This is a genomic window from Burkholderia sp. Ax-1720 (assembly GCF_011753035.1).
GTDB classification, from domain to species: Bacteria; Pseudomonadota; Gammaproteobacteria; order Burkholderiales; family Burkholderiaceae; genus Burkholderia; species Burkholderia gladioli.
Window position 1 is genome coordinate 1 of sequence record NZ_VWWK01000273.1, and the last position, 6,432, is coordinate 6,432.

5 protein-coding genes are annotated in these 6,432 nt (G+C 68.9%); 4 read left to right on the forward strand and 1 reads right to left on the reverse strand.

Translation table 11 applies throughout. The features are described from left to right. Positions 1–279: nitroreductase family protein (locus F3J18_RS34905; RefSeq protein ID WP_205195700.1), on the reverse strand; the 279-nt coding region annotated here is incomplete at its 3' end. A 660-nt stretch (positions 280–939) separates the two neighbouring features. On the opposite strand from F3J18_RS34905, the gene F3J18_RS34910 reads away from it, so the two are divergent. The 4 genes from F3J18_RS34910 to F3J18_RS34925 all read left to right on the forward strand — a co-directional run. Beyond that, positions 940–2,355 carry a circularly permuted type 2 ATP-grasp protein gene (locus F3J18_RS34910; RefSeq protein ID WP_025098336.1) on the forward strand — a complete coding sequence of 472 codons (1,416 nt, stop codon included), beginning with the start codon at positions 940–942 and terminating at the stop codon, positions 2,353–2,355. Between the two features lie 69 nt (positions 2,356–2,424). Continuing rightward, positions 2,425–3,366, forward strand: coding sequence for an alpha-E domain-containing protein (locus tag F3J18_RS34915; protein ID WP_025098335.1), 942 nt, complete (start codon positions 2,425–2,427; stop codon positions 3,364–3,366). Between the two features lie 10 nt (positions 3,367–3,376). Next, complete coding sequence (locus F3J18_RS34920) at positions 3,377–4,327, forward strand: transglutaminase family protein (RefSeq protein WP_166916662.1); 951 nt, start codon at positions 3,377–3,379, stop codon at positions 4,325–4,327. 293 nt (positions 4,328–4,620) lie between these two features. Beyond that, positions 4,621–6,432, forward strand: a 1,812-nt coding sequence (locus F3J18_RS34925) for a transglutaminase family protein (protein ID WP_166916664.1), incomplete at its 3' end; no start/stop codon positions are given.

A 6,432-nucleotide genomic window follows, 5' to 3' on the forward strand; every position in this document is an offset into this window, starting at 1 on the left:
GCCGGGCTCGCTCGCATCGGCCATGCGCACCAGCACCCCGCCGAGCGCGCGGCGCGCCTCGCCGCGGATCAGCACGAAGCGCCACGGGCGCAGGTTGCCGTGATCGGGCGCGCGCAGGGCGGCGTCCAGGATCGCATCGAGTTCGGCGTCGCTCGGGCCCGGCTCGGTGAGCGGCCAGCGCGATTGACGCGAGAGCAGGCCCGCCAGGCGATCGGCGGGGGCGGTGGAGGCTGGGGCGTGGCCGGCTTGCGGCGTCGCCGGGGAGAGCAGGGCAGTCATCTCGGACAAATCCGTTCGGTGAATGGACGAATCATCGAACAAATCGAGATTAAATGCAAATAATTCTCATTTGCGATTGGTGGATCGTCATGCTGCGGGGCGGCAAAACATGGTGGGAAAGGCGGCGTGCCGGGCCGCTGCCTGCGCTGCCGAGGCGGGTGCCCGCGGCGGTGCGGCGGGCCACTTGATACTGTTTGACAAATGCCCGGAGCGACACATGCGGCCTGATTACCTTTCTCCGGTTCGCAAATCCTCCGCCGTCGCCTCGCATCGTTTCCGATTCGCCGGGCAATCTGCACCGTCGACGCGGCTCCGCACACGCTTGCCTGCGCTTTCTTCGTGCCGCGATCAATCCCCTCGTGCGCCGATAGGCAATGCAGCAAAACCGGCGCATGATCGATTCCGGCTTCGATGCACAGCGCCGGCGCATGTCGGCCGGCTCGATGCGCGGGAGAGGATGCGTCGCGGGGTGCCTGCCTCGTCTCGGCGCATCGCCGGCGCGCGAGTCGGCCGGGTCGGCACCGGCATGGTGCGTTATGTCATCAAACGGTGCCATATCCACGGAAGAATCAGGCTGGCGGAAGGCACGGGACTTGCAATATCAGGTCCACGCCGGTCCGGCACCCGATGCCGAACACAAGAAGATGGAGAGAATCCTGAATGAAGCCATTCGATGAAATGCTGTTATCCGGCGACGCGGTACGCGCACCTTACGAGCGCCTCAAGCAATGGCTCGACAAGCAGGACCCTGCGAGCCTTGCGCAGAAGGCCCACGACGCCGAGGGCGTGTTCCGGCGCACCGGCATCACCTTCGCCGTCTATGGCGATGCCGAGGCCGCCGAGCGGTTGATTCCGTTCGACATCGTGCCGCGTATCATCTCCGGCCAGGAGTGGACGCGCCTGTCGCAAGGCATCGAGCAGCGCGTGATGGCGCTCAATGCCTTCCTCGACGACATCTACCACCGCCAGGAGATCGTGCGCGCGGGCATCGTGCCCAAGCACCTGATCGCGCACAACGAGGCCTTCCTGCCCGAGATGATCGGCTTCCGGCCGCCCGGGAACGTCTACACCCACATCATCGGCGTCGACATCGTGCGCACCGCCGAGAACCAGTTCTACGTGCTCGAGGACAACGCGCGCACGCCGTCGGGCGTGTCGTACATGCTCGAGAACCGCGAAACCATGATGCAGTTGTTCCCCGAGCTGTTCCAGCGCGTCAAGGTGCGGCCGGTCGAGACCTACCCGCAGCTGCTGCGCCAGTCGCTGGCCGCGGTCTGCCCGCCGGGCGGCAATGCCGACAACCCGACCGTGGCGGTGCTCACGCCGGGCATCCACAACTCGGCCTACTACGAGCACGCGTTCCTGGCCGACCAGATGGGCGTGCACCTGGTGGAGGGCAGCGACCTGCAGGTGATCGACGGCCGGGTGGCGATGCGCACCACCGAAGGCTTCCGGCCGATCGACGTGCTCTACCGGCGGCTGGACGACGCCTTCCTCGATCCGCTCACGTTCCGCCCCGATTCGGTGCTCGGCGTGGCCGGCATCATGGACGTCTACCGCGCCGGCAACATCACGATCGCCAACGCGCCCGGCACCGGCATCGCCGACGACAAGGCGATCTATTCCTACATGCCCGAGATCGTCGAGTTCTACACCGGCCGCAAGGCGCTGCTGGAGAACGTGCCGACCTGGCGCTGCGGCGAGGCCGACAGCCTGCAGTACGTGCTCGAGCACCTGGAGGAACTGGTCGTCAAGGAAGTGCACGGCTCGGGCGGCTACGGGATGCTGGTCGGCCCCGCCTCGACGCGCGCCGAACGCGAGGCCTTCTCCGCCAAGCTGCGCGCGCGGCCCTCGAACTACATCGCCCAACCCACGCTCGCGCTGTCGACCACGCCGATCCTGACCGAGGCGGGCCTCGCGCCGCGCCACGTCGACCTGCGCCCCTTCGTGCTGGTCTCGGACCGGATCCGCATCACGCCGGGCGGCCTGACGCGCGTGGCGCTCAAGGAAGGTTCGCTGGTGGTCAATTCGAGCCAGGGCGGCGGAACCAAGGACACCTGGGTGCTGGCCGACTGAGGCCCGCGCTACCGGCACGCGCCGCGCCTCGCGCCGCGCGACAGAGAAACAAGGATCGGAGAACAGGACATGCTTCTTGGACGCACTGCAAGCGGTCTTTACTGGATGTATCGCTATATCGAGCGCGCGGAGAACACCGCGCGCATCGTCGACGCGGGCCTGCGCATGGCGCTCACGCGCACCGCGGACGCGCCGGCGGAATGGTCCTCGGTGCTGGTCAGCTCGGGCGCCGACGAGGGCTTCCGCCAGAAGTACGAGGAATACACGGTCGACAACGTCGCCGACTACCTGCTGCGCGACCGCGACAACCCCTCCAGCGTGCTGTCCTGCATCGAGTACGCGCGCTCGAACGCGCGCATGGTGCGCATCGCGCTGACGCGCGAGCTGTGGGAGACCGTCAACGACGCCTGGCAATCGGTGAAGCGGGTGCTGGCGCAGCCGGTCAGCTCCAGCCAGCTGCCGGCCATCCTCGACCACATCAAGCGCGAGACCGCGCTGATGCTGGGCAGCTTCTACGGCACCATGCTGCGCAACGAGATCTTCGATTTCGCCGAGCTGGGCGCCTTCATCGAGCGCGCCGACAACACCGCGCGGATCCTCGACGTGAAGTACCACCTGCTGCTGCCCTCGGTCTCGCACGTCGGCACCATGATCGACAACTACCAATGGGAGTCGATCCTGCGCTCGGTGGCCGCGCACCGCTCGTATCGCTGGGTCTACGACGTGCAGTACAAGCCGATCAACATCGCCGACTACCTGATCCTCAACGGGCGCATGCCGCGCTCGCTGCGCTATTGCTACGGCCGCGTGATGTCGAGCCTGAACCGGCTCGGGAAAGATTACGGCGTCACGCACGAATGTCACGAAACCGCCGCCAGAATCCTGCAGATGCTGTCCGACAATTCGGTCGAACGGCTCTTCAAGAGCGGGCTGCACGAATTCCTGACCGATTTCATCGGGCGCAACAACAGCCTCGGCGCGGAAATCGCCCAGGCTTACAACTTCGACTGAGAGATCCGCCATGCGACTCGCCATCCGACATATTTCGCGCTTCCAGTTCGACGAGCACGCGAGCCATGCCCTGCAGCGCCTGCGCCTGCGCCCGCCCAGCGGGCCCGGCCAGACCGTGCGCGCCTGGCAGGTGACGATCGACGGCGTCGAGCCCACCGTCAGCTACGCCGACGGCCTGGGCAATCGCATCGACCTGGTGCGCCACGACCGCGGCGACAAGGCCGAGGTGGTGGTGGTGGCCGCCGGCGTGGTCGAGACCCAGGACCGGGCCGGCATCGTCGGCAGCGCCGACGATTACGCCGCGCCGTGGATCTTCGAGCGCGCCACCGAGCAGACCCAGGCCGGCGAGCGCGTGCGCGAGCTGGCCGAGGCGCTGCCGCTCGAGCACCGCAGCCTCGACGCGCTGCACTGGCTGATGACCGAGGTGCATGCGCGGATCCGCTACGCGCCCGAGCTGGCCGATTCGGATGCCGATGCGGAGGCCGCGCTGGAAGCGGGCCAGGGCACCAGCCGCGACCACGCGCAGGCCTTCATCGCCGCGGCGCGCTCGCTGAAGATCCCGGCGCGCTACGTGAGCGGCTACCTGCTGACCGACGGCGCGCTGCAGCGCATCGCCGAAACCATGCAGGCCTCGGGCGGCGCGCAGCAGTCGCAGCGCATGCAGATGGATGCCGACGGCACGCTCCACGCGGCGCAGGGCGCGGCCGAGGCCGAGCCGGTCGCGCGCCTGCAGCAGGCTGCGGTGGCCACCCTCCCGCAATCGGGCCACGCCTGGGCCGAGGCCTATGTGGAAGGGCTCGGCTGGGTCGGCTTCGATCCGTTCATGAACCGCTGCCCCGACGAGCGCTACGTGCGCGTCGCCACCGGCCTGGACTGCCGCGATGCGCGGGCCGTGACGGGGATCGGCGCGCGCGCGGTGGGCGTCGAGATCAGCGTGATCCAGTCGCCCGAGCTGGTCTGAGCGCGGCGAGTTGGCGCGGCCTGGCGCGGCTGCCGGAACCGGCGTGGCGGCCTTGCGCGCGGCCGGTGCCGGCCGCCGTCGCCTCGATCGCCGGCCGTGCCGTCGCGAGCTTGGCAGCCGCGCGCTTCGTCCTCGGGCGGGGCGCGCCGCTTGGTTGCCGGATCCTCGGCCCCGGACCGCGGCACCTGACCGAACCACCGCGCGCAACACCGCGAACCACCCTCGAAGCAGCACCGAAACCCTGAACCGCAGCGCCTGTCGTCCCGACCTGACCCGAACCGACCGACCCTGACATGTCCATCCACGTCGCGCTTCACCACACCACCCGCTACCGCTACGACCGGCTGGTCGGGCTCGGCCCGCAGATCGTGCGGCTGCGTCCGGCCCCGCATTGCCGCACGCCGATCCTGTCGTACTCGATGAAGGTCGAGCCCGCGCAGCATTTCGTGAACTGGCAGCAGGACCCGTTCGCGAACTACCTTGGGCGCCTCGTGTTTCCCGAGCGCACGCGCGGCTTCGAGATCACCATCGACCTGGTGGCCGAGATGTCGGTCTACAACCCGTTCGACTTCTTCCTGGAGGAAGCGGCGGAGACCTTTCCGTTCAGCTACGACGCCGCGCTGCGCGACGAGCTCGCGCCCTACCTGGTCTGCGACGCGGCCACCGGGGCCTCGCCGCTGTTCCGCGACTACCTGGCCGGCATCGATCGCGCGCCGCAGGGCACCATCGACTTCCTGGTCGCGCTGAACCAGCAACTGCAGAAGGACATCCGCTACCTGGTGCGCCTGGAGCCTGGCGTGCAGACGCCCGAGCAGACGCTGAAGCTGGCCTCGGGCTCGTGCCGCGACACCGGCTGGCTGCTGGTGCAGCTGTGCCGCCACCTGGGCCTGGCCGCGCGTTTCGTATCGGGCTACCTGATCCAGTTGACGCCCGACGTGAAATCGCTCGACGGCCCCAGCGGCACCGAGGTCGACTTCACCGACCTGCATGCCTGGTGCGAGGTCTACCTGCCCGGCGCCGGCTGGATCGGCTTCGACCCGACCTCGGGCCTGCTGGCCGGCGAAGGCCACATCCCGCTCGCCTGCACGCCGCAGCCGACCAGCGCCGCGCCGGTAGAGGGGCTGATCGACGAATGCGAGGTGGAGTTCGAGCACGAGATGGTCGTCACGCGCATCTACGAATCGCCGCGCGTGACCAAGCCCTATACCGAATCGCAATGGGGCGACGTGCTGGAGCTGGGCGCGGCGGTCGACGCGCAACTGGCGGCCGGCGACGTGCGGCTGACCCAGGGCGGCGAGCCCACCTTCGTCTCGATCGACGATCGCGACGGCGCCGAATGGAATACCGACGCGCTCGGGCCCACCAAGCGCGGCTACGCCACCTCGCTGATCCAGAAGCTGCGCGCCGAATACGGCGAGGGCGGCTTCCTGCATTTCGGCCAGGGCAAGTGGTACCCGGGCGAGCAGCTGCCGCGCTGGGCGCTGTCGGTGTTCTGGCGCAAGGACGGCGAGCCGGTCTGGCAGGACCCGGCGCTGTTCGCCGACGAGCGCGAGCCGTCCTCCTACGGCACCGAGGACGCGCAGCGCTTCCTGCGCGCGCTGGCCGAGCGGCTCGGCCTGAGCGACGAGCATATGCGTCCCGGTTTCGAGGACGTCTGGTACTACCTCTGGCGCGAGCGCCGGCTGCCGGTCAACGTCGATCCGTTCGATTCGCGCCTGGACGACGAGCTGGAGCGCGCGCGGCTGCGCAAGGTGTTCGACCAGAAGCTCGACACCGTGATCGGCTACGTGCTGCCGCTCAAGCCGCTGCCGCAATCGCCCGGGCTGGCCGGCCCGCGCTGGGAAACCGGTCCGTGGTTCTTCCGCGACGAGCGCATGTACCTGATCCCCGGCGATTCGCCGATGGGTTATCGCCTGCCGCTCGATTCGCTGCCCTGGGTCAGCGCCACCGACTTCCCCTACCTGATCGACCAGGATCCGTTCGCGCCGGCCGTGCCGCTGCCGACCGCCGAGGCGCTGCGCGCGCGTTACCTGGGCGCCGTCGACGCGCCGCGCTACCTGGCCGGGCAGGGCGGCTACGGCGCGCAGCGCATGGCCGCCGCGCCG

Coding starts and splice junctions, on each gene's coding strand:
- F3J18_RS34920 (WP_166916662.1), top strand. CDS start 3,377: ATGCGACTCGCCATCCGACATATTTCGCGCTTCCAGTTCGACGAGCAC.
- F3J18_RS34910 (WP_025098336.1), top strand. CDS start 940: ATGAAGCCATTCGATGAAATGCTGTTATCCGGCGACGCGGTACGCGCA.
- F3J18_RS34915 (WP_025098335.1), top strand. CDS start 2,425: ATGCTTCTTGGACGCACTGCAAGCGGTCTTTACTGGATGTATCGCTAT.